Genomic DNA, 22,709 nt, shown 5'->3' with positions numbered 1-22,709 from the left:
TGCCGGCCACGCAGAGATCGACGTGGCGCGCCGGTCTGCCATGACTTCACGCTAGGCCACGAAACCGCAGCTCCTTAGGGGATGCGGGGATGAACCGCGCAGACGTCCAGGTCGGCCGGAGAGTCATCAGCAGCGGAGATCGACTCCGCCTGGTGGGCTGTGACCCGGCGCATGTAGTGCCGGCGGCAGAGGGTTTCATATCCCACGACGGGCACTGTTTCCACGGCTTCCGCGGAGAACAGCGGTTCCTCGGTGACACCCGGTGCCGCTCCGGCCGGTGCCGCGGCGGGCGCATGCTTGCCGACGTCGCCCACCACCACCTGGTCGCCTTCCACCACCATCACGCCGTCCACGGTCCGGGCGTTGTGGGTGGCCCGCCGGCCGCACCAGCACAGCGCGCGGACCTGGAGCACTTCGGTCCGGTCAGCGAGTTCGATCAGCCGCTGGGAGCCCGGGAAAAGACGTGTGCGGAAGTCGGAGGTGATGCCGAAAGCAAACACATCCACGCACAGCTCATCCACGACACGCGCCAGCTGCTCCACCTGGTCCGCGGCGTAGAACTGGGCTTCGTCACAGATGAGGTAATCCACTCGGAAACCTGCCTGGCGGCGGTTCGTCACTTCGTCCCAGAAATCCGTGGCGTCCGTGACCTCCACTGCGGGGGTGCGCAGACCCAACCGGGAGGAAATCATTGACTCCCCCGCCCGGTCATTGCGGCTGAACAGGATCCCGCCGCGGCCGCGGGCACTGTGGTTGTAGTCCATCTGCAGTGCCAGCGTGGATTTTCCGCAGTCCATGGTTCCGGAAAAGAAAACAAGCTCAGCCACTGTTACTTCTTTCTCCCGCCGGCAGAAGCCCCGGGATTGCGCTTGGCGGCGGGTGCAGCGAGCTGCAGCAGCGGAACTTCCCGCTCCGCGCGGGTCAGGGAACCGTGCTGGCCCACCACTTCCAGCGAAGCCGGCCGCATGCGGCGCAGGTCATACAGGGCAATAGGCTCCCGCGCCAGCACCAGCACGTCACCGATGCGCGGCAGCACGGCCTCCGTCACGACGGCGCCGAAATAGCCTGCTGCAACGGCTTCCTGCCGCGTGGCGATCCAGATTTTATTGCCGTACGCGCTGCGCCAGGCGGCCATCAGCTTGTCGCGGTCCTGCTCGTCGGTGCCGGGTTCCAGATAGAGGTGCACCATCCGCGGCTCCCCCGCCGTGTGGCGGACCCCCGCGATGAGTGCGGGGTCTTCCGAGAAGTCATAGCGGTGCTCCGGAGCAACATCAACCATGCCGTGGTCCGCGGTGAGCAGCAGCAGCGTGTCCGCCGGCAGGCGCGCGGCCAGGAGCTTGAGCGCACTGTCCAGCTCTTCCAGCTGGAAGCCCCACTGCTGTGACTGGGCGCCGTGCTTGTGTCCGGCTTTGTCCAGCTCGTTCCAGTACAGGTACATCAGCATCTTCGGGGATCCGGCCAGGGCCTGAACCGCGGCGGCAACCCGGGCGTGGACACCGGTGGCGCCGATGAAGTCGCCCCCGCGCAGGGCGGCGCGGGTCATGGCGGAATCCTCGAAGCGGGGAAGACTGACCGATGCCACCGGAATGTGCTCGGCCGCCCGTTCCAGGACCGTGGGGCAGGGCTGCCACCGTGCGGGGTCCACCCCCGCATCCCAGTTCCCGAGCATGTTGACGACTTTGTCCTGCTCCGGGTCCAGCACGTCGTATCCGACCATGCCGTGCTCACCCGGCGGGCGCCCGGTGCCCAGCGAAGCGAGGGACGCCGCCGTCGTCGTCGGGAAAGCTGCGGTGAGGACCCGCGCCGTGGGCAGAAAGCCCCGCAGGAAGGGTGCGTGGCCGCCGCGCTGCTTGAGCAGGGACCAGCCAAGGCCGTCCACCATGACGACGCAGACGCGTTTGGCGGCCGGCAGGTTCAGGGTGTTCTCGAACCCTGGCACTCCGAGCACAGCGGCGGAGCTGGTAAGGACATCGGCAACGCTGCTGCGTCCGTAGCCGGGAGCTGGAGGCAGCGGTTCACCGGAGGGCGAGCTTGTTCCGGAGGGCGAGTTCATGGCCCCTTACCGCTGGTGGTGGCCGCGGTTGAAGCGGCTGCCGAGGCCGGCGGCCCGCTGGCGCGCTTCCCCGGTGTCCAGGGCGCGCAGATTCACGGTGTCCGTGTTCACCTTGCGCAGGGCCCGGGCAAAGTCCTTGGCATTCTGCACCGCCTGGGCTCCGTCCGCCTCGGCGCTGACCCGGAGCACAATGTCCTCCTGGGCGATGCTGCCGGTATAGCCGTGATCGGCGTCGCACTGCGGGTCCGCGCATCCGGCCGGCCCCATGTCCAGCCGCTGGCCGCCGGACCAGGCGATGGCCAGGGTCAGTTCACGGGCCTGGTCGGAGGGCTTGTAGTTCTGCGGCTGGGCGTACATGTAGCCCAGGACCACGGACCGGATCTGCGTTACCGGAACCGATTCGGTGGAAACCTGCGCCATCATCTGTTCCCCGGCCTCATCCAGCTGCTGGTCATCCACGTGGGTGATCACCAGCATGTCCTCGGTGAGCACCAGCACGGTGATGTGGCGGTGCACCTCGGTGCGCTCGAAGTGGGTCTCCAGGTGAATCAGGTGGGACAGCGGTTCCCGGCCGTCCAGGGCGTCGTGGACGACGTCGGCCAGAAGCGTGGGGTAAAAGCCGGCCCGCTCCATGGATGCGTCCAGGCTGCGGCGTTCAGAAGAAAGTAACGGCGACATGGTTCCAGTTTCCCCCAGACAGCGCCCCAGCACCTAAATGGCGCGCGGGAGCACACCAAGTGAGTCCTGGATCGCTTTGCGCCTTCCCCCGGGTCCCGCGTGGTCCGGCCTTAATCCCGCATGGCACGCCGGGCGCTGTCGGTGCGCTGCTGCGGGTTGCCGACGCGGACGTCGGCGCTGAGGACGGTGACTCCGGTGGTGGAAACCAGCACGGGGTTGATCTCCAGCAGGGCGATCTCGGGATGTTCGTCCTTGAGCAGCGCCAGCCGGGAAATCAGGTCCTCGAGGGCCGCAACGTTGGCCTTGGGCAGCCCCTGGTAGCCGAAGAGCTTGCCGGAGGCGCGCGGGGCGCGCACCAGGTCGGCAATATCGGTGTTGGTCAGCGGCGGAATGCCGTGCGCCCAGTCGTCCAGCAGGTTCACCGCGTCCCCGGCCAGGCCGAAGGACAGCACCGGCCCCAGCAGCGGATCTTCGATGGCCCGCACGGTGCAGCCCTGCCCGGCGGGAGCCATGGTCTGCACTTCAAGCTCAAAGCTGCCGTAGGGTTCCAGCGCCTGCTTCATCTGCGCAATGTTGGTCCGGAGCTCCTCGGGCGTGGAGATGTTCAACCGCACTCCGCCCAGATCCAGGCGGTGCCGCAGGTGTTCGTCCATGGTTTTGATGGCAACCGGCCAGCCCAGGGAATCCGCTGCCGCCACTGCCTCCTCCGCACTGGTAAACGGAACCGAGGGCAGCAGCTGCACGCCGTAGTGGCCGAGCAGCTGCGTGGCCGCCGCCGAGGGCAGCCGCATCAGCTCATCACCGGTCACGCCGGTCAGCTGTTCCTCAATCAAGGCGCGGGCGGCCTCCGGGTCCACGCCCGCCGGCTCCACATAGTGGCCGTGGTCCCGGGCGGCCCATTCGGTGTATCTCATCAGGGCGGCGAGCGCGGCAACGGCGGCGCCCGGGCTGGCGAAGCACGGCAGGCCCGACTGGCGCCCGTCCTCCTCCCGGCCTCCCGCCGTGAACAATCCCTCCACATGCGCACCGGGATCCATGATGCCGGTGAAGGCGGCGACGATGGGCTTACCCGTTTCCGCCACGCATTCCTGCAGGCACTGGGCAATTTTCTCGGTGGTCAGCCCGACAGAGGGCAGCAGCGTCACCACGCCGGCATGCACGCCGTCGGCCGCGAGCGCCTTGGTGACGGTGGCCCGCAGCAGCGGCAGGGCAACACTCATGCCGCTGTCCAGGGAAAGGTCAGTCTGCAGGCTGCCCACTTCCAGTTCCAGGCCGACGGCGGCATCGGCCACCACGCGTCCCAACGCGGCGGAGTTGCTGAAGACCGCCAGGGAACGGCCGGCCGGAAGCGGCTGGCTCACGGCAATCTGGGCCACATCCATCAGCTGCTCGTTGGTGTTCACCCGGATGACCCCCGACTGCCGCAGCATGGCATCCAGTGCCCCGGCCGGCGCCTGGGTGGTCCGCACGGCATGGCCCGGGGGAAGCTGCAGCCCGGTGACATCGGACTTCGCCACGATCACGGGTTTGGAGGTGGCCAGCCGCCGGGCGATGCGGGAGAACTTGCGGGGGTTGCCCACGGATTCCAGGTACATGCCCACCACCCGGGTGTCAGTGTCATCCTCCCAGTACTGCATGGCGTCGTTGCCGGAGACGTCGGCCCGGTTTCCCGCGGAGATGGTGGAGGACAGGCCCAGGCTGCGCCGCTGCGCCGCCGCGTAGAGCAGCACCCCGATCGCCGCGGACTGGCTGAACAGTCCCAGCCCCCCGGGCACGGGCATGGACGGCGCCATGGAGGCGTTCAGATTTACGTCCGGCCGGGTGTTGATCAGGCCCAGCGACGCCGGGCCCACCACGCGCATGCCGTTGGCGCGGGCATGCCGCACCAGCCGGCGCTGGCGGGCCAGGCCGCGTTCGCCGTCGCCCGCGAAACCGGCGGTGACCACCAGCAGTCCCTTGACGCCGGCGCGGCCGCACTCCTCGACCACAGGCAGCACCTGGTCATAGGGGACGGCGATGACGGCGAGCTGCACCGGTTCCGGCACATCCGCGATCCGCGCGTAGGACACCATTCCGGCCAGCTCGAAGGCCTCCGGGTTCACCCCGTAGACGGAGCCGGTGAACCCGCCCTCGATGATGTGTTCCAGGAGCTGGTAGCCCACCTTGCCCCACTCGCGGCTGGCTCCGATGACCGCCACCGACGACGGCGAGAGCAGGTCCGCCACGCTGCGGGCCTCCGCGCGGTGTTCGCGTGCTTCCATCACGGCCCGGGACTTGTCCGTGGGGTCGATGTTGAAGTCCAGGGCGATGACGCCGTCGTCGAAATGCCGGCGCACCTCGTAGCCGGCGTCCGCGAAGACCCCGATCATTTTGCGGTTTTCGGGGAGCACTTCGGCGGAAAACCGGCGGATGCCGTTTTCCCGGGCGGCGGCGGCCAGGTGTTCGAGCAGGATGGAACCCAGCCCGCGGCCCTGGTGGCCGTCCGAAATGTTGAAGGCGACCTCGGCCTCGGTGGGGTCATCGAGGCGGTCGTAGCGGCCGATGCCGATAATCTCCGAGCCGATGGTGATGACAAAGGCCACCCGGTCCTTGTAGTCCACGTTGGTGAACCGTGCCAGTTCCTTGTTGCTGAGCTTGGCCTTGTAGGTGAAGAAGCGCAGGTAGATGGAGCTTTGGGACTGGCGCATGTGGAACTCCTGCAGCGCCTGCGCGTCCCCGGGTGTCACAGGTCTCAGATGCCCTGTGCCGCCGTCCCGCAACACCACGTCAGCTTCCCAATATTCGGGGTAATGTCCCTGCTCCGCCATAGACTCAGAGTAGTGGGAAATTTTCTCCGCTGTCTGCAGGACGCTTCGGCCGCCGCGCCGAACCCGTCTGCACCCCCGTTTGCCCCCTACCAATGCAAGGACCCGACAACAGCATGGCCCGGCGCCAACCCGTCTCCAAAACCGCACCCGGCGAGAAAATCGCCGAGAACATCATCGACATTGATGTCACCACCGAGATGGAAGGTTCCTTCCTCGAGTACGCGTACTCGGTGATCTACTCCCGCGCCCTTCCCGACGCCCGTGACGGCCTCAAGCCCGTCCAGCGCCGCATCCTGTACATGATGGCGGACATGGGTCTGCGGCCGGACCGCGGCCATGTGAAATCCGCCCGGGTGGTGGGCGAGGTCATGGGCAAGCTCCATCCGCACGGTGACTCCGCCATTTACGACGCCATGGTCCGCATGGCCCAGGACTGGGCGCTGCGCCTGCCGCTGATCGACGGACACGGCAACTTCGGTTCGCTCGACGACGGCCCCGCCGCCGCGCGGTACACCGAGGCCCGCCTGGCCGCACCGGCGCTGACGCTGACGGATCACCTGGATGAAGACGTAGTGGACTTTGTCCCCAACTATGACAACCAGCTGATGCAGCCCGAGGTGCTTCCGGCGGCCTTCCCCAACCTGCTGGTCAACGGAACCACGGGCATCGCCGTCGGCATGGCCACCAACATGGCTCCGCACAACCTCGGCGAGGTCATTGCCGCCACCCAGCACCTGATCGCCAATCCGGACGCCACACTGGATGAGCTGATGCGCTTCATCCCCGGCCCGGACCTGCCCAGCGGCGGCCGGATTGTGGGACTGGACGGCATCCGCGACGCGTACGCCTCCGGCCGCGGTTCCTTCAAGACCCGCGCCAAGGTGGAGGTGGAGCAGCTCTCCGCCCGCCGCACCGGCCTGGTGATCACGGAACTGCCGTACATGGTGGGCCCGGAAAAGGTCATCGAGAAAATCAAGGATGCGGTGACCTCCAAGAAGCTTCAGGGCATCTCGGACGTGGTGGACCTGACCGACCGCAGCCACGGACTGCGCCTGGTGATTGAGCTGAAGAACGGCTTCAATCCCAACGCCGTGCTGGCGCAGCTGTACCGCTACACGCCCATGGAGGATTCCTTCGGCATCAACAACGTCACCCTGGTGGACGGGCAGCCCCGGACCCTGGGTCTGGTGGAGCTTCTGCAGGTCTATGTGGCGCACCGCCTCGGCGTCGTGCGCCGCCGCACCGCGTTCCGCCTGCGCAAGAAGCAGGACCGGCTGCACCTGGTCGAAGGCCTGCTCATTGCGATTGTGGATATTGACGAGGTCATTCAGATCATCCGCACTTCGGATGAGACGGCACAGGCGCGTGAACGCCTGATGGCCGTCTATGACCTCACGGAAATCCAGGCCAACCACATCCTGGAGCTTCGCCTGCGCCAGCTCACCAAGTACTCGCGCATAGAGCTGGAGAAGGAAAAGGATGACCTGCTCCTGGCGATCAAGGAGCTGCAGGCCATCCTCGATTCGGAGCCGCGGCTGCGCGCCCTGGTCTCCGAGGAGCTCGGCGAGGTGGCCGCGAAGTACGCCACCCCGCGGCGGACGGTGCTGCTGGAATCCGAGGCCGCCTCTCCGCTGAAGGGTGTGGCCGCTGCGCCCGCCGTCACCGGCAAGGGCGCCAAGGCGGCAATGCCGCTGGAGATCGCCGATGATCCCTGCTGGGTTATCCTCACCAGTTCCGGCCAGCTGGCCCGCACGTCCAACCAGGAGCCGCTCACCGAAGCCGGCCAGCGGGTGCGCCACGATGTGTTCCGGTCCGTGGTGAAAACGACGGCGCGCGGCGAGATCGGCGCGGTGACGTCGTCGGGCCGGATGATCCGCGTTCAGGTACTGGACATGCCGGCCCTGCCGCCCACCGCGGGCCTGCCCAACATGGCCGGCGGGGTTCCGGTGAAGGACTTCATGACCCTGGCCAAGGGCGAGAAGCTGATCGGTCTGGTGCCGCTGAACGAGATCATTGCGCTGGGAACGCGGAACGGCATCGTGAAGCGGGTCAACCCGGAGTACCCGCTGAACCGCGACGACTGGGAAGCCATCACACTCAAGCCCAAGGACGAAGTAGTGGGCCTGGGGGTAGCCGCGCAGGACACCGACGAGCTGGTGTTCATTACCGAACAGTCTCAGCTGCTGCGCTTCAGCGCGTCGCTGGTCCGTCCGCAGGGACGTACCGCCGGCGGGGTGGCCGGCATCAAGCTCGGTGCCGATGACCGGGTGCTGTTCTTCGGCGTGGTGGCGCAGAATGATCCGGCCGCCGTCGTTGTGACCGTGTCCACGGGCGCCGAGACCCTCCCCGGGACGCCCGGGGGTTCGGTGAAGGTGACCGAGTTCTCCGAGTATCCGGTGAAGGGCCGGGCCACCGGCGGCGTGCGCGCCCACCGTTTCCTGAAGGGCGAGGATGCGCTGGCGGTGGCGTGGGCCGGGCACGGTCCGGCGAAGGCTGCCGCTGCCAACGGTGTGGCCCGGGCGCTGCCCACCGAACACGGACGGCGGGACGGCTCCGGCATTCCGCTGACCAACCAGGTGGACCAGGTGGGGCCGAGCAACACGCCGGTTGAGCCGGGCGAGGATCCGGCCGCGGGCTAGGTCCGGCACAGGCGAAGGCCGGGTGGTCTGCGGACCGTCCGGCCTTCGCTGTCTCCTGAGGCCACTGCGAATCCGGCGCAGGATCTCTAGTGCAGCTAACGGGCTAAATGGCCGGCCTGCAGATCCTTCGTGCACGTAACGGGCTGAAAAACGGTCCTGCCAATTTCTTCGTGCAGATAACGGGCTCAAACACGTCATATCGGCCTTGATAAGCCCCTTATCTGCACGCAGGAATTCCGCAAGACCCGTTATCTGCACGAAAGATGCCGGCGAAGTAACCCTGTGGGCAGATCCGGCTGATTTGGAGTCCCCAAAATTGGAAGTCCCCGAAGGCTGAACAATGGATCCGCCACAGACTCCACAGCGTCCCGCTGTCCGTTAACGCACTGCGCCCGCCGGCCCAGAGGGACCGGCGGGCGCAGTGCTGACGGGCGCAGTTCTGACTGACGCAGTTCTGACTAAATGGTTCGATATTCGGAGTGGTTCCGCCGGAGATCTGCGGCGGCAGGACTTGCCCCGCCTAGCTGTGCTGCTTGCCGAAGTTGCGCAGCCGCAGGGAGTTGCCGACCACCAGCACGGAGCTGGCGGCCATCGCGGCGCCGGCAATCATCGGGTTCAGCAGCCCCAGGGCCGCGACCGGAATGCCCACTGCGTTGTAGAAGAAGGCCCAGAACAGGTTCGTCTTGATGGTGCCCAGGGTGCGCCGGGACAGTTCGATGGCCGTGGCCACCTGACCCAGATCGTTGCCCATCACGGTCAGGTCCGCTGCCTCGATGGCGACGTCGGTGCCGGAGCCCATTGCGATGCCGAGGTCCGCCTGCGCCAGCGCCGGGGCGTCGTTCACGCCGTCGCCGGCCATGGCCACGGTGGCTCCTTCGGCCTGGAACCGCTTCACGGCTTCCACTTTGCCCTCCGGGCGGACGTCAGCGAGCACGTCTTCCGGGGCAATCCCCACGGCGGCCGCCACCCGGCCGGCCACCACCGCGTTGTCTCCGGTGAGCAGCACGGGCCGCAGTCCCAGGGTCCGCAGGCGTGCAATGGCAGCCACGGAACCGGGCTTGAGGTTGTCCTGCAGGCTAATGATTCCGGCGGCCCGGCCGTCCACGGCCACCAGGACAGCAGTGGATCCGGCTTCCTGCTCGGCCCGCAGCAGTGTCCGGGCCTCCTCGGGCAGGTGGATCCCGTTGTCTTCCAGCCAGCCGGGGCGTCCGGCGACGACGGCGCGTCCGTTCACTGTTCCGCGAACACCGCCGCCGGGCGCCGAGTCGAACCCGCTCACCGGGGCGAGTGCGCCGTCGGGCGCTGCATTCTGAGCAGCGGCGGCGACGGCGACGGCGATCGGATGCTCCCCCGCCGCCTCCACGGATCCGGCCAGCTGCAGCAGTTCCTGCTCATCAAAGACCGGATCCAGGGTCACGGTCCGCACCACGGACAGCCGTCCGTCCGTCACCGTGCCGGTCTTGTCCAGCACAATGGTGTCCACGGTGCGGGTGTCTTCGAGCACCTGCGGGCCCTTGATGAGAATGCCCAGCTGGGCTCCGCGGCCGGTGCCGGTGAGCAGTCCAACGGGAGTGGCCAGACCCAGGGCGCACGGGCAGGCAATGACCAGGACGGCGACGGCGGCGGTGAAGGCTGCCTGCAGGTCGCCGCTGAAGACCAGCCACAGCACGAAGGTCAGCACGGCAATGCCAAGGACAATCGGCACGAAGACGGCGCTGATCCGGTCCGCCAACCGAGCGATCGGCGCCTTGCCGGACTGCGCGTCGCTGACCAGGCGCCCCATCTGGGCCAGGGTGGTTTCACTGCCCACCCGCGTGGCGGTGACCAGCAGCCGGCCGGAGGTGTTGACCGTGGCACCGGTGACGGTATCCCCCGGGCCCACTTCCACCGGAACGGATTCGCCCGTGATCAGGGAGGCGTCGACGGCTGAGTGTCCGTCGGTGACCACGCCGTCGGCCGCGATCTTCTCACCGGGGCGGACCACTATGACGTCGCCAACCACCAGATCCTGCGCCGGAACCCGGACCTCGGCGCCGTCGCGCAGCACGGTGGCATCCTTGGCGCTCAGGCTCAGGAGTGCTTTCAGGGCGTCGCCCGCGCGGGCCTTGGCATTGGCCTCCAGATACCTTCCCAGCAGCAGGAAGGTGACCACCACGGAGGCGACTTCAAAGTAGAGGTTGGCGTGCCCGCCGTCGGCCATTCCCTGCATATCCGACATGCCGCCGTGGGCGGTCAGGGCAGGATCGGCAAGGAGGATGCCCAGCGAGAACAGGTAGGACGCGATGACGCCCAGGGACACCAGGGTGTCCATGGTGGAGGCGAAGTGCCGGGCGTTGATGGCCGCAGCCCGGTGAAAGGGCCAGGCGGACCAGGTGACCACCGGCAGGGACAGCAGCGCAGCAACCCAGCCCCAGTTGCTGAACTGCAGTGCCGGAATCATGGAAATGAGGAACACCGGCACCGTGAGGACGGCGGCCAGGATCAGCCGCGGACGCAGCGTGGCCGCCGTTCCGCCGTGAGCCATGTGGTCCTCGCCGGTTTGCTCCATGCCGGCGCCATCATGGGCTGCATGCTCCTCGGCGCACCCGTGCGCCCCGCCGTCGTGTGCTTTGCCGCTGTGCGCTCCGACGGCGGCACGCGACGATCCGGCGGGCCGGACCAGGCTGGCCTTATAGCCGGCCGAATCCACGGCCTGCAGGATCTGCTCGTCCGTGACACCGTCCGGAACACGCACCCGCGCGGATTCCAGCGGAAGGTTGACCGTGGCTTCGACGCCCTCAATCTTTCCCAGTTTCCGTTCTACCCGGCCCACGCAGGAAGCGCACGTCATGCCTTCAACCTTGAGGTCGATGACCCGCGGCTGCGGCTGCTGGAGCAGTTTTTCGGTACTCATGGGGATGCTGTCCTTCCAAAGGTATTGCGGTGCGGGCACGGGCCCGCAGGTGGCGGGCGCGCCGCCGTCGGAGCCGTCGCTGCTAGGCGGAGGGTTCCACCACGAGGTAGCCCGCCTCTGCCACGGCTTCGCCGAGCTCGACGGGTGAAAGTTCGCGGCTGGAGGTGACGACGGCGGTGGAGATCCCGCCGGCGTTGAGGTCGACGCTGACGTTCTCGACGCCGTTAAGGGCTTCGAGTTCCTCAGTCACGGAGGCGACGCAGTGTCCGCAGGTCATGCCGGAGATGTTCAGTGTGGTTTCCATGGGGTTCCTCTTTCGGTATGGGTTGCTTTGGCAGGCGTTGAAAGCTGCGGTGCAGGGAGATTTCAGCGCAGGAGCCGGCCGATGGCGTCCGTGGCTTCCTGAACCTTGGCCTGCACCAGTTCCGGGTTGCCGGTGGCGTCGGCCTCGCGGGCAGCGCCCACGACGCAGTGGGACATGTGGTCCTGGACCAGGCCCAGGCTCACGGCATGCAGCGCCTTGTTGATGGCCGCGACCTGGGTCAGGATGTCGATGCAGTACTTGTCTTCCTCGACCATGCGGGCAATTCCGCGGACTTGGCCCTCAATGCGCCGAAGCCGCTTGAGGTAGGCCTCCTTGTCCGAGGCATACCCGTGGGCACCGGAGTGATCCTGCTCTGCGAGGCCGCCGGTGGCCTGTTCCTGGGTTGTGCTCATCTGCGCTCCTAAGGTTCGATCTACCACGAAGATATACCCCCTTGGGGTATGCGTCAAGTACCCCTAGGGGGTATCTGTCAGCTGCTCGGGTGGGCAGCATCGGGGGCTCAGGCGGTGATGCTCACGTGCCCGGTTACGCGCGCTCGGCGTCACTGCGCAGGATGCAGAATTCATTGCCCTCCGGATCCGCGAGGACCACCCAACCGGTCCCGTCAGGCATCCGCCGGTCCGCAACTTCCCGGGCCCCCAACCCCAGCAGGCGCTTCAGCTCCCGGTCGCGGGTAGCTTCGGCCGGCTTGAGATCCAGGTGCACCCGGTTTTTGACCTGCTTGGCGTCCGGAACTTTGATGAACAGCAGGCGCTGGGAACCGTCGTCGGAGGCAATCATGCACTCCTCGTCGCCGGGATGATTCGGGTCGTGGGGATCGTCATGGAAACCAAGCACCTCTTTCCAGAACACTGACTGGGCGAAGGCATCAATGCTGTCAAAGGACGTATGTGAGATCAGGGCTGTCATGGAGGTCAGCGTAACCGGCGAGCGCCGCCGGCTCAGGAGCGCGCTGCGGCTTCTCCCCCCCACGGGTCAATCGCCGGAGCTGACGGCGGACTGAATGGCCCGAATGGTTGCCCCCAGTTCACCGCTTGCGAGCCGCCCCGGGCCCAGAGGTCCGGCCCTGTCCTCCCCCACCGGCGGAAGCAGGCGGAGAACGCTCCGGGTTTGTGGGCTCATGCGGGCGACCTGCCATTGGAGTTCTGCGCCCGCGGCGGTCCGGTCAGTGTCCGCGAGGGCGGCGGCCTTGGCGGCATACGCCGCGGCGCCCAGGGCATGTGCTCCCATATGTGCAACAGCTGCGGCCTGCGCCGCCGCTCTGGCGGCAGCAGCACCGGCAGGCGTCGCGGCGGCGCCGGCGGCTCTGAAGGCAAGGAAACGACGCCGAATCTCACCGGCGGCGCTGAGTTCACCGGAGCCAAAAGCCCGGGCGCGCTCGATGGCATCCCGAGGCCGACCATCATCGGGAACGTCCGCTTCGAACAATGCCAGGACACGTTCGGCGCAGTCAGCAGCCCAAACAGCCAGAGTGCGCCGGTCTGCTTCGCTCAGCGATTGAGGAGAACCCATGGCATCACCTTTGCATACCGGGTGCCTGCCGTCCCCCGTTTCTCCTGCGGTTCACCTGCACGGCTTCTCCTCCTTGCATCTGCAGCGTGCAAGGATGACCGAATGAACGCAGAGACTGAACCGCTGCTCGCCGGCCCCCGGGGCCGCCGGATGTGCCTGCAGCTCGCGGCCGAACTCGACCCGGACGTCAGCACGGCCGTGTTCCGGCTGGGTTACGAGCTCGATCCCGGCAAAGGAACTTCCACGGTGATGTTCGGCCTGATGAGTCCTGAAGAGACAAACGACGGCACCAAAGAGGACGACGCCGGTGTCCCCGTTTCTGCCTCGCCCGAGGAACTCGCTGCCGCGCTCTTCTCTCTTGATTTTTCGGGCCTGCGCAATGAGCTGATCCAGCCGGCCCTCGAGGCTGCGGTGGATGCTGCCAGGTATTGGCAGGCCCCCGACGGCGAGGATGTGCTCGCCGCGCTGCCGGTCATCCGGAAGGCACTTGTCCCCCTGGCCGTCCGGGTCGGGACCATGCCGGCAATGCAGCACAGTGCGGCGCCCCGCGGCACTGAACAGTGGGCCATCGACTGGCGGGGCCCGGATGACCCGGCGCCGCTGGGGAGCGCTCCGCAGCGGAGACTGGCCCAGTGGGGGCGGAACATCCGTGCCGAGGAAATGCAATGGAAGGCAAGTGCACGCGGACTGCACTCGAATTGGACCGGCTCATGGTGGTCGTTTCCCCTTGGGCTTGTCGGCACCGTCAGCCGGATCCCCGCTGCCCTGAACCTCATTGAGGATTCCCTGGGCTGGCTGGACGCCACCACCATCCCGGTCCGCGGCGCAGGCCGGACGTATGAAATCCGCACCGGAGAAGACTGGATAGCGCTCTGCCGGAAATTTCCGCTCGACGTCACCGCATCCCGCCGCAACGACTGGTTCCATGTCACTGGACGTGACGGCCGGTGGCTGATTCCGGACTGGGAGCGTGTGGCTGGGGAATGGGATGCGGTTCATTTGACGGTGGCGGGATATCTCAGCAGCGCAGGGCGCGCGCTCCACGTCGATGAGGAGTGGGCTTCCGTGATTGCCGGCTGGGATCCGGACCGGACCATTTGGCTGACCGACGTCGTCCGTGAAATCGACAGCCCCCGGCAGCACTGGCACCGGGCGCAACACGGCGATGCCTGGACGCTGGTGGACGAAGATAAAGTCCATTAGGCTCCGCCCATGCCTCTGACCAGCCGCTTGATGGACACCTTGTCCGGGTGTGTGACCCTGCAGTGGTCCCTGCCGGAGTCTCCGGACCGGGTGTGGCACGCACTGACAAGCCCGGAAGCGCTGCCGCATTGGATGGGGACCGTCACCTCCGGTGAATTCGCTGCAGACAGCGTGGTCACCGTCCAGCACTCCGTGGGCTATTCCTGCATCAGCGAGATCCGGGACTGGGAACCGGGAAGGCTGCTGGCGATCACCTGGTCGTTTCCGGATGAGCCGCTCTCCGTTCTGCGCATTGAGCTGACCCCGGTCGGCAGCAGCACGCAGCTTTTGCTGGTCCACGAGGGGCTGGGAGATGAGGCCGCCAACTACCTGCCCGGCTGGCAGACGCATCTGCTGTACCTCGAGGATCTGCTCCGGGGCTGCCCCCGGCGCATGAGCGAGTTCTGGCTGGTGTATGAAGGGCTGGATGACCGCAGGAGCCCGGCCAGCCGCAACACGTAAGGTGGAGGCGTGGGTACCAATTCGCTTTCAGCCGCTTCCGAGGACTATCTCAAGGTCATTTGGACCGCCCAGGAATGGACCGACGCGCCGGTCACGGTGTCCGCGCTGTCCGCGCACGTGGGGAATTCGCCGTCGTCGGTCTCAGAGGCCGTCAAAAAGCTGACAACCCGGGGATTGCTGACCCATGCGCGCTACGGCTCGATCGCGCTGACGGAAGAGGGTACGCGTGAAGCGGTGGCCATGGTGCGCCGGCACCGGCTGATCGAGACATTTTTGGTGGAGTACCTGGACTACGGCTGGGACGAGGTCCACGACGAAGCCGAGCATCTGGAACACGCCGTCTCGGAAAAGCTGGTGAACGCCCTGGACCGGCGCCTGGGTTATCCCGTCCGCGACCCGCACGGAGACCCCATCCCCACACGGGACGGCAGCTTTCCGCCGCTGGCGGCCGTCCGGCTCAGCGGCTGCGAGCCGGGCAGCAGAGTGAGCATCGCCCGGGTTTCGGACTCCGACCCGGAACTGCTGCGGTATCTGGCCGGCCTGGGACTGCATCTGGACGTGCAGGTGCACGTTCTCTCGCGCCAGGCCTACGCCGGAACCCTCACCGTTGCGGCACACGGCAAACAGCTGGAACTGGGCCTTCCGGCAGCACAGTCCATCTGGGTCCTGCCGGCGCCCGCCGCTGCGGACAGCCGGCAGGACGCAACAGCGGGATGAGCTAACCCGGCGAATGAGCTAGCCCGCCGGCAGGACTCACTCCTGGGGCAGCACGTGCAGGTCGAAGACCACCTCGCGGTAGGTGGGCGTGTAGCCCAGGCTCTCATAGAGCCCCAGGGCTCCCGACGGATTCTCGGTGTCCACGCCCAAACCGGCACGTTCCATGCCCGATGCCTTGTACCGGCGCATTGCTTCGCCGAGCATCGCCGGAGCCAGGCCCAGGCCGCGGTAGCTGCGCCGCACGCCGAGGAGTTCGGTGTAACCCTCGCTGTAGCCGTTGAGCTTCTGCCCCTCAGGGTCGAAGGAGGCAATGTTGTAACCGGCAATTTCCCCGGCTGCCGTATCCATCACGACGAAGGTCCAGTCAGGCCGGAAATGCGGGTGTTCGATGTTGTGCTGCCAGCGCTCGGGATCGCGCTCTTCGCTCCCCCAGTGGTCCTGGAAGACTTCGTTGTGGGCCACGCGCAGCGCCTCGGAAATGTCCTCGTTGAAGGTCACGTATTCCAGTCCCTCCGGCAGCGTGGCATCCGGAATGTCCGCATCCAGGGGCCGGCTCATTTCAGTGAAGTAGCGAACTACTGACGCGTTGGCGGCGTGGAACAGTGCAATGTGCGAGGCGTTATCCTCTTCCGCCATGAACCGCAGCAGGCCTTTCTTATGGCCTGTTTCCAACAGCCGCTCGCGGGCGCGCTGCTGCTGCCAGCGCAGCAGTGCGGTGCCGATCCCGCGCCGGCGCCACTGCGGGTCCACTCCGCCGGCACCGTGGATCTTGTCCGATCCCTCGGTCCGGACCAGGTATCCGTAGGCGCGCGGCACGCCGTCCCGGTCCAGCCCCAGCAGGGTGTCGCGGGCGGGGGTGTCGGCACTGGCTTCCAGCACGTGTTCCAGATCCGCACGCTGCTGGATAAAACCGGGTTTGTCCACTGCGGCGATGCGCCGAACCAGCTCCAGCCAGGCGTCTACGTCCTCCGCCGTGATGGCCCGCCAGCGCAGACCCGTTGCAGGACCAGGAATTTCCGGTGGTGTCGAGATACTCATCTTTCCAGACTATGACACCTGCTTCGGGCGTTTCCTATCGGTGTGACCCAGCGCATACCGGCTGTCCCAGATTCAATCTGCGGGCGCACCAGACGGTGTCCGCCGGATTGTGGGTGACCACCACCACGGATTTTCCGCGCAGGCCCGCAGCGAGATCGGCCATCAGCTGTTCGCCTGCTTCCGCATCCAGATGCGCCGTGGGCTCGTCCAGGAGGACGACGTCGGCTTCCGTAAGGAGGGCGCGCGCAACGGCAAGGCGCTGGCGCTGTCCGCCGGACAGGAAATGTCCGCCGCCCCCCACGCGGGTGTCCAGTCCCTCCGGCAGGCCGGCGAGGAACGGACCGAGGCCGACGGCGTCCAGGGCCGCCGCCATTTCCGCTTCGGTGGGCGCGTGCCGGCGGTCCCGGGCCAGCAGCAGATTGCCGCGCAGCGTGGAGTCGAACAAGTGGGCTTCCTGCGGGCACCAGGCCATCCGCCGTGCCGCCGGGGGCAGGTCCGCGGCGGCCCGGCCGTTGATCCGGAAGGTTCCCTCCTGCGGGGTCAGGAAGCCCAGCAGGACGCCGAGCAGCGTGGACTTTCCGCTGCCGGAGGGGCCGGTGACGGCCAGCCAGCTGTCCGGGCGCAGGTCCAGGTCCAGATCCTCAAACACCGGAGTGTCGGCGCCGGGATAGCTGTAGCTGATGCCGCGCAGTTCAACGGTTTCCACGGCGGGGACCGTAGCCGGGTCCCCGGATTCCGCCTCGGGCTCCACGGTGTCGGTGCCGAGGTCCGGCAGCACCTTGTCACCGAGGGTCCGCCAGGCAAAGAACTGCTGGATGGATCCGTTGACGGCCACGAAGGCTTCGATCAGGGCCAGCTGCATCAGTACGACGACGGCGGCTACGGTCGCGGAGACGTTCCCGGCCACGGTCAGCATGTACAGGGCACCGAAGGAGCAGGCCAGTGCCGTGAGCGCGTTGGCCAGGCCCTGGGCCCAGGCGCTGCGCCGCACGGCAGCAGAGGCCCGCGCGTCGAGGTCCTGCTGGCGGGCAAACACAGGTGCGGCACTGCGGTTGGCTTCCAAATCCGGTGCGGCCTCGAGCAGCCGCGCCATGGCTGCCATGGACCGGGACTGCAGCCGCACGGTTGCAGCGCGTGCGGCAGCGTCGGCTCCCACGGCCGCGAGGGGGGCAACAACCAGCCCGACCACGCACACCAGGATCTGCGCACCAAGGGCACCGGGCAGCAGCAGGCCGGTGGCGATGCAGGCGGCCACTGCGGTAAAGAAGCCGGTCAGCGGTGCAAAAACGACGCGCGGTGCAATATCGCGCAGCTCGTCCACGTCGCCCACCAGGCGTTCCAGTGCTCCTCCGCCGCGGGCCAGCCGGCGCCAGCCCTCGGGGCGCTGCAGAAGTCCGTTCCACAGACGGATCCGGATGGCGTTGGTGGCCCGGAAGACGGCGTCGTGCAGGCGCAGCCGCTCCAGGTAGCGCAGTACAGACCGGCCTATGCCGAAGAACCGGACACCCACAATCACGCCGAGCAGCAGCAGGATGGGAGGCTGTTCGGAGGCCCGGACAATCAGCCAGCCGGACAGCGAGGTGAGGGCCACGGCAAACAGGGTGGCGCCGGTGCCCAGCAGCAGTGCCAGCAGGAACTGGCCGCTCCAGGGCCGCAGGACCAGCAGGTTCTTCCACAGCGGCTGATGCACGGGATGAAGTTCGGTCTCCGCGAGCTCATCCTGCCAGCGCACGGTTGCCCCGCCGGCAGCGGCACTTGTTCCGGCAAAAGTCGCAGCTGTTCCGGCGGGCACGGCCGCGGTGTCCTCGGCGGCGCTGGCTGCGGCGCCCGAAAGCGCCGGCGCCGGGGCATCTGGTGCCGGCGCCTCCGGGGCATCTGGTGCCGGCGCCTCCGGGGACCCGGCATCCACCGGGATCAGCCGGTCGGCAATGGCCGCTGCCGCCTGGTCATGGGCCACGAGCAGTACCGTGACGGTTCCGCGCAGGCTATCCAATGCGCGGATGACGGCCGCGGCGCTGGCGGCATCCAAGTGGGCAGTGGGTTCGTCGGCCAGCAGTACATGCACCTGCGGCTGGCAGGCAAGGCGCGCCAGCGCCCGGGCAACTGCCACGCGGCGCTGTTCACCCGGGCTCAGATCAGCGGTGCGGGTGTCCAGCAGGTGCGCCGAGCCAATGGCGGCGAGCGCATCTGCGGCTGCCTGCCGTCCCTCCTCCGCCGAGTCCAGACCGGAGTACAGGGCAATTTCTTCCACGGTGGTGTCTTCCACGAGCACCGGGTGCTGCGGAATCCAGGCAATGCCGGAACGGTCGACGCCGGTGACGGTGCCTTCCAGCGTGGTGTCGCCGCCGCTGCGGCGCAGTCCGGCGAGGGTTTCCAGGACGGAGGTTTTACCGCTGCCGCTGGATCCGGTCAGTGCCGCAATGCTGCCCGCGGGCACGTCGAAGCTGAGGCCGGACACTGCGGGACGGGGACGCCCGGCGTATCGGATGGTCAGCCCCGTGACGGACAGTGCGGCAGCGGCGGGAACAGCGGCAGGACCTGTGAGGCCTGAGGCATCGGCGTCAGCCGGAACATCGGTGTCAGCGGCGGCCGGGATGAGCGGCGTTGCGGCGGGCGCGTCCAGGACGGCGTTGGTGCGCTTGAGCGCTTCGAGCCCGTCCTCGCTCGCATGGTGTGCGGTGCCCAGGTCACGCAGCGGCTGGTAGGACTCGGGAGCCAGGATCAAGGCCAGCAGGCCCAGTTCCAGGGACATGGAGCCGTGCACCAGGCGCACGCCGATCACCACTGCCACGAGGGCCACGGAGATGGTGGCAATCAGTTCCAGTGCCAGGGAGGACAGGAACGCCACCTTCAGGGTTTCCAGGGTGCGGGTGCGGTAGTTCTCGGCTACGTCGCGCAGGGCCCGGGTCTGGGCCCGGGCGCGGCCCAGACCCACCAGGACGGGCAGTCCCTTGGCCAGCTCCAGCATGTTGTCCGAGAGCCGGTTCAAGGCGTCCACGGCTGCGGCGGTCTTGTCTCCCGTGTGCAGTCCGATCAGGATCATGAACACCGGAATCAGCGGCACGGTCAGGACAACCACCACCGCGCTGAGCCAGTCAGCGGAGAGGATCCGCAGGCCTACCAGCAATGGCACGACGGCGCAGGTCACCAGGGCAGGCAGGTACTTGGCGTAGTAGTTGTCCAGCCCGTCCAGTCCGCGGGTAATCAGTACGCTCAGCGCGCCGCTGCCCATGCCGGGAACACTGCCGCCGTCGTCGAGCGCCCGTGAGGTGAGGGATGCCCGCAGTTCCTCCTTGACGCCCGCCGCGGCGCGCTGGGACACCGTTTCGGTTCCCCAGACCGCGAGGGACCGCAGCACCGCACCGGCGATGCCGTTGGCGAAGACCCAGCGCCAGTCCGGTTCGCCGGATGCAAGACCGGCAACCCCGGCGGCCACGCCCGTGGCCAGGAGCACCAGCCCGGCCGCCTTGACGGCGGCCAGCAGCCCCAGGAGATACAGCGCCCGCCGGCTGGCAGAACTGACCGGAAGAACCGGTTTCACTGGGCGGTCACCGAGTGGGCAGCGGGGATGGAGTCAGCGCTAATGCGCTTGCGGAAGACCCAGTAGGTCCAACCCTGGTAGAGCACGACCAGGGGCAGGCCGAAGAGCGAGACCCAGGAGATCACGGTCAGCGTGTAGTCCGAGGAGGACGCGTTGTCCACGGTCAGATTCCAGGCCGGATTCAGGGTGGAGGGCAGGACGTTCGGGTACAGCGAGGCGAAGATGGTGAACACACCGGCCACCAGGAACAGCCCCATCCACGTGAAGCTCCAGCCTTCGCGGCCGCGGCGTGCCGTGACCCAGGCCAGCACCACGGCCACTACGGCGATCACCAGCGGAATCAGGGTCAGTACCTTGCCGTTTTGCTGCTGGACCACGATGGCCCAGGCCGCCATGGGCAGCACGCCCAGCGGCAGCCAGCGGACGACGGCGCGGCGGGCCCGCATTTCGATCTCGCCGCGGGACTTCAGCGCCAGGAAGGCGCAGGCATGGACCAGGCAGAATGCGACGACGGCCAGGCCGCCCAGGACCGCATAGCCGTTGAACCAGGCGAAGGCTCCGCCCACCCGGTCGCCGTTTTCGTTCAACGGCAGCCCGGTGGTGGTCAGCGCGAGGGCTGCCCCGACGCCGAAGGCGGAGACAAAGGAGCCCAGGGCCATGGCCCAGTCCCAGCGGCTGCGCCAGCGGTCATCATCGTGCTTGCCGCGGTATTCGATGGATACGGCCCGGAAGATCAGTCCCAGCAGGACCAGCACCAGCGGGATGTACAGTGCCGAGAAGAGTGCGGCGTACCAGAGCGGGAACGTGGCAAACGTCATGGCCCCGGCAGTGATCAGCCAGACCTCGTTGCCGTCCCAGACCGGGCCGATGGTGTTCAGCATGACCCGGCGGTCCTTCTCGCTGCGGCCCATCAGCTTCATGAGCATGCCGACGCCGAGGTCGAAGCCTTCGAGGAAGAGGTAACCGGTCCAGAGGAAGGCCAGGACGATGAACCAAAGGGTGGGTAGCGAAATCACTTCTGTGCTCCAGATCGCTTAGTAGGCAAAGCCGAGGACATCGTCGGGCTGCTTGGTCTTGGTGTCGGACCCGTCGCTGCCCGTTCCATCGTCACCGCCGGCGGAATCCATGCCGCCGGAGGAACCGCCGTCGTGCCCCCCGCCGTGCAGCAGTTCGGGCATGGCGGACGGAACGCCGCCGCGGGTGAACTTGAACAGCAACCGCACTTCCACCACCAGCAGCACCAGGTACACCAGGGCGAATGCGCAGAGCGAGAAGATCAGCTCAGCCATGGAGACGCCCGGAGACACTGCGGCCGCCGTGAACATGAACACCTGGTCAATGCCGGTGAAGCTCGGGTTGGGAGCCACGACGAACGGCTGGCGTCCCATCTCGGTGAAGATCCAGCCGGCACTGTTGGCGCCGAAGGGGGCAAGGATGCCGAACACGGCCAGGCGCATCAGCCACTTGGACTGCGGCACGGTGCCCTTGCGGGTCATCCAGAGCGCGGCGGCGGATGCAGCGGCGGCAATGCCGCCAAAGCCGATCATGATGCGGAAACCCCAGTAGGTCACTGACATGACCGGCAGGTAGTCAATCTCCGTACCGGCCTGTGCACCGTACTTGGGATCATCCGGAATGTGGGTGCCGTAGGCTTCCTGGTATTCCGGAATCAGCGTGTTGACGCCCTTGATCTCGGTGTCGAAGTCGTTGTTCGCCAGGAAGGACAGCAGACCGGGCACCTCGATCACGGCGGTGACGTCGTCGCAGTTCTCTGCCCCGACATCGCCTACGGAGAGGATCGAGAAGGAGGTGCCGTCATGGCAGGCTGCCTCGGCGGCGGCCATCTTCATGGGCTGCTGCTCGAACATGAGCTTGCCCTGCAGGTCACCGGTGATGGCGGTTCCGGCGAAGGACACCATGGCCACCACTGCGCCGATGCGCAGGGACTTGATCCACACGCTGTAGTCCGACTTGTCCCGGCCGGTTTCCGGACGGGAGCCAACCACTACCTTGCCGTTTTCGGAAACGGTGTCGATGCCGTCGCGGCGGCGCTTCCACAGGTGGTACCAGGCGATGCCCAGCAGGAAACCGCCGGCAACGGACAGTGCTGCCGTGATCTGGTGCGGGAACGCGGTCAGGAGGGTGTTGTTGGTCAGCACGGCCCAGATGTCCGTCAGGACCGGACGGCCGTCCACCATCTCCACACCCACGGGGTGCTGCATCCAGGAGTTGGCGGCCAGGATGAAGTAGGCGGAGAGGACGGAGGCCAGCGTGGCAATCCAGATGGTGGCGAGGTGAACCTTCTTGGGCAGCCGCTTCCAGCCAAAAATCCACAGTCCCAGGAACACGGATTCAGTGAAGAATGCCAGCAGCGATTCCAGGGCCAGCGGGGCGCCGAAGACGTCCCCCACGAAGCGGCTGTACTCGCTCCAGGCCATGCCGAACTGGAACTCCTGGACCAGGCCGGTTGCCACACCCATGATGAAGTTGATGAGGAAGAGCTTTCCCCAGAACTTGGTCATCCGCAGGTATTCGTCTTTGCCGGTGCGCACCCACATGGTCTGCAGGGTGGCCACCACTAGGCCCAGTCCGATGGTCAGCGGCACCATGAGGAAGTGGTAAACGGTGGTGATGCCGAACTGCCAGCGGGCAATATCGAGTGCTTCCAAGGGAGGATTCCTTCAGTAGGACCAGAACTTCTACAGAGCGTAGAATTTCATTCTGCTTCCGATCGTAGATCAGATGCAAAAAGATTTCTACGTGACGTAGAACCCAGCTCCAAAACCCTGTACATTAGAGAGT

17 protein-coding genes are annotated in these 22,709 nt (G+C 67.0%); 4 read left to right on the top strand and 13 right to left on the bottom strand.

Annotated elements, in window-relative coordinates:
* Positions 1-74 precede the first annotated feature (74 nt).
* From AC4D2W_RS00775 to AC4D2W_RS00760, 4 genes are all read right to left on the bottom strand, one after another.
* Positions 75-827, bottom strand: a complete 753-nt coding sequence (locus AC4D2W_RS00775; RefSeq protein ID WP_490925024.1) for a thymidine kinase — start codon at positions 825-827, stop codon at positions 75-77.
* 2 nt (positions 828-829) lie between these two features.
* On the bottom strand, positions 830-2,053 hold the full coding sequence (locus AC4D2W_RS00770) for an alkaline phosphatase family protein (RefSeq protein WP_490925023.1): 1,224 nt from the start codon (positions 2,051-2,053) through the stop codon (positions 830-832).
* A 6-nt stretch (positions 2,054-2,059) separates the two neighbouring features.
* Positions 2,060-2,731: a DUF5998 family protein gene (locus tag AC4D2W_RS00765; protein ID WP_400932723.1), complete on the bottom strand. Its 672-nt coding sequence runs from the start codon at positions 2,729-2,731 to the stop codon at positions 2,060-2,062.
* 110 nt (positions 2,732-2,841) lie between these two features.
* Positions 2,842-5,538: a bifunctional acetate--CoA ligase family protein/GNAT family N-acetyltransferase gene (locus tag AC4D2W_RS00760; protein ID WP_490925022.1), complete on the bottom strand. Its 2,697-nt coding sequence runs from the start codon at positions 5,536-5,538 to the stop codon at positions 2,842-2,844.
* A 113-nt stretch (positions 5,539-5,651) separates the two neighbouring features.
* Between AC4D2W_RS00760 and AC4D2W_RS00755 the strand changes: the two genes are divergently transcribed.
* On the top strand, positions 5,652-8,177 hold the full coding sequence (locus AC4D2W_RS00755) for a DNA gyrase/topoisomerase IV subunit A (RefSeq protein ID WP_490925021.1): 2,526 nt from the start codon (positions 5,652-5,654) through the stop codon (positions 8,175-8,177).
* 520 nt (positions 8,178-8,697) lie between these two features.
* On the opposite strand, the gene AC4D2W_RS00750 is transcribed toward AC4D2W_RS00755, so the two are convergent.
* The 5 genes from AC4D2W_RS00750 to AC4D2W_RS00730 all read right to left on the bottom strand — a co-directional run bounded on the left by AC4D2W_RS00750 (position 8,698) and on the right by AC4D2W_RS00730 (position 12,907).
* Positions 8,698-11,070: a heavy metal translocating P-type ATPase gene (locus AC4D2W_RS00750; RefSeq protein ID WP_490925020.1), complete on the bottom strand. Its 2,373-nt coding sequence runs from the start codon at positions 11,068-11,070 to the stop codon at positions 8,698-8,700.
* Between the two features lie 82 nt (positions 11,071-11,152).
* On the bottom strand, positions 11,153-11,374 hold the full coding sequence (locus AC4D2W_RS00745) for a heavy-metal-associated domain-containing protein (protein WP_400932731.1): 222 nt from the start codon (positions 11,372-11,374) through the stop codon (positions 11,153-11,155).
* A 62-nt stretch (positions 11,375-11,436) separates the two neighbouring features.
* Entirely contained in the window at positions 11,437-11,787 is a 351-nt protein-coding gene (locus tag AC4D2W_RS00740) for a metal-sensitive transcriptional regulator (RefSeq protein WP_490925019.1), read from the bottom strand.
* Positions 11,788-11,920: 133 nt separating this feature from the next.
* Complete coding sequence (locus AC4D2W_RS00735) at positions 11,921-12,304, bottom strand: VOC family protein (RefSeq protein ID WP_490925018.1); 384 nt, start codon at positions 12,302-12,304, stop codon at positions 11,921-11,923.
* A 66-nt stretch (positions 12,305-12,370) separates the two neighbouring features.
* On the bottom strand, positions 12,371-12,907 hold the full coding sequence (locus tag AC4D2W_RS00730) for a putative immunity protein (protein WP_490925017.1): 537 nt from the start codon (positions 12,905-12,907) through the stop codon (positions 12,371-12,373).
* A 102-nt stretch (positions 12,908-13,009) separates the two neighbouring features.
* On the opposite strand from AC4D2W_RS00730, the gene AC4D2W_RS00725 reads away from it, so the two are divergent.
* Genes AC4D2W_RS00725 through AC4D2W_RS00715 form a run of 3 tightly spaced genes read left to right on the top strand, consistent with a single transcriptional unit; the run spans position 13,010 to position 15,328 of the window.
* A complete protein-coding gene (locus tag AC4D2W_RS00725; RefSeq protein ID WP_490925016.1) occupies positions 13,010-14,110 on the top strand; it encodes a hypothetical protein in 1,101 nt (366 codons plus the stop codon).
* A 9-nt stretch (positions 14,111-14,119) separates the two neighbouring features.
* Positions 14,120-14,611: an SRPBCC domain-containing protein gene (locus AC4D2W_RS00720; RefSeq protein WP_490925015.1), complete on the top strand. Its 492-nt coding sequence runs from the start codon at positions 14,120-14,122 to the stop codon at positions 14,609-14,611.
* A 9-nt stretch (positions 14,612-14,620) separates the two neighbouring features.
* Positions 14,621-15,328 (top strand): metal-dependent transcriptional regulator, encoded by a 708-nt coding sequence (locus AC4D2W_RS00715; protein ID WP_490925014.1) that lies wholly within the window; start codon positions 14,621-14,623, stop codon positions 15,326-15,328.
* Positions 15,329-15,364: 36 nt separating this feature from the next.
* Here AC4D2W_RS00715 and AC4D2W_RS00710 read toward each other — a convergent pair whose 3' ends face one another.
* The 4 genes from AC4D2W_RS00710 to AC4D2W_RS00695 are packed head-to-tail and all read right to left on the bottom strand — an operon-like array spanning position 15,365 to position 22,576.
* Positions 15,365-16,366, bottom strand: coding sequence for a GNAT family N-acetyltransferase (locus AC4D2W_RS00710; RefSeq protein WP_490925013.1), 1,002 nt, complete (start codon positions 16,364-16,366; stop codon positions 15,365-15,367).
* Between the two features lie 34 nt (positions 16,367-16,400).
* A complete protein-coding gene (cydD, locus tag AC4D2W_RS00705) occupies positions 16,401-19,907 on the bottom strand; it encodes a thiol reductant ABC exporter subunit CydD (protein ID WP_490925012.1) in 3,507 nt (1,168 codons plus the stop codon).
* Positions 19,904-20,923, bottom strand: coding sequence for a cytochrome d ubiquinol oxidase subunit II (gene cydB / locus AC4D2W_RS00700; protein ID WP_490925011.1), 1,020 nt, complete (start codon positions 20,921-20,923; stop codon positions 19,904-19,906). The genes cydD and cydB overlap by 4 nt, the downstream gene beginning before the upstream one ends.
* 18 nt (positions 20,924-20,941) lie before the next feature.
* Complete coding sequence (locus tag AC4D2W_RS00695; protein ID WP_490925010.1) at positions 20,942-22,576, bottom strand: cytochrome ubiquinol oxidase subunit I; 1,635 nt, start codon at positions 22,574-22,576, stop codon at positions 20,942-20,944.
* Positions 22,577-22,709 lie beyond the last annotated feature (133 nt).

Source organism: Arthrobacter sp. TJ-58 (genome assembly GCF_058269295.1).
Note: the sequence above shows the minus strand (reverse complement) of the source record. Positions and strands in the feature narration are given on the sequence as shown.